The organism is bacterium, from assembly GCA_024742285.1.
In the GTDB taxonomy this organism is placed as follows: Bacteria; Myxococcota_A; UBA9160; order UBA9160; family UBA4427; genus UBA4427.
In genome coordinates, this window is record JANSYR010000047.1 from 1 (window position 1) to 1,158 (window position 1,158).

The following is a 1,158-nucleotide window of genomic DNA, read 5'->3' on the forward strand; positions in this document are numbered from 1 at the left end:
CTTGTAATCGCTACTTAAACTTTGTATAGTTGTACAGTTATCAACATCTAAGCCAGTATATTCAAGCATCCACCCTCTGAAAGTTGCGTAACCCAACCGCAACACCTGGCAATCCATTTCACAATATTTAGACAAATACTTCAATTTGTTAAACTCATTGAATTTATGACCGTCGCCTCTACATTCCCACCTATCAATGTTATTGATGAACTGTTGTACAACATCATCGTTTAAATATGAAACTGCACCAACAATTGGAACATAGACTTTCTCAATGTTGTCTTGTGTGTATAGTTGGTAGGGCATAATTTCCTTTTCCACATCCAATTTGAAACTTTTACCAAACTTTTTTAAAAGGCATATTAATTATCTTTAAACTATCTTTGATTAGTATATTTATCGGTTGTTTCTTATCACCAAATCTGTAATACACGGCATTGCACGAGAGAATGCGACCACCTTTCACCAGCGGTTTCTCGTGTGTTAGGTATTGCAATAAGAACCTGCAATCATAATTCGCATTGTGAGCAATTAACAAAATGTGTTTCTTATATGGTAAATTGTTAAGCATATCGAGTGCGCAATTTTCACCGATGAACTCTTGCCGTACATCGTCTTCGGTTTCGTATCTAACGAGATAGGGTTTATGTGTCTTGTTAGTAACCGTTTCAAAATCAAAATACACTTTATGAAATCTGGTTTTGTTCTTGGGTTCGTACTGCTGGTATTTAACACACGACGACGGATACTCTAATGTTTTATATTCTGTGACCTTGTCATAGAATTGAGTATTCATTATTTTCATCGTATGGTATTGGTTCTAACAATTTGTCCTTATTCTCTAATAAAATCTTGACAACTTTGAAACTGTCAATGTATTTCTGGTTAGATGTTTTATAAGTACCTGTTGTATTCATGTATATTGAGTTGCAGTTTTCAGGTGTTTGATGTCTTCGTAATGTGTTAAACAGTACGATGTCAAGTCTGTTTTGTCAATTACGAAATAGTGTTCATCTATAAGTCCAATGTGGTACAATGGGTGTGTTTTGTCTCCAAATTCTTCGGTTCTACTGACCATGTCTTTGTTTAGCGATGTAAGTTTGGTACATGCCTGTGCAGTATCGCATATCTCTTGCAGCTTACACTTAGGAACAATAC

General features: G+C 35.3%; 1 protein-coding gene. It reads right to left on the reverse strand.

Annotated elements, in window-relative coordinates; translation table 11 throughout:
* Window positions 1-321: hypothetical protein (locus NXI30_29050; GenBank protein ID MCR9098288.1), on the reverse strand; the 321-nt coding region annotated here is incomplete at its 3' end.
* Window positions 322-1,158: the final 837 nt, after the last annotated feature.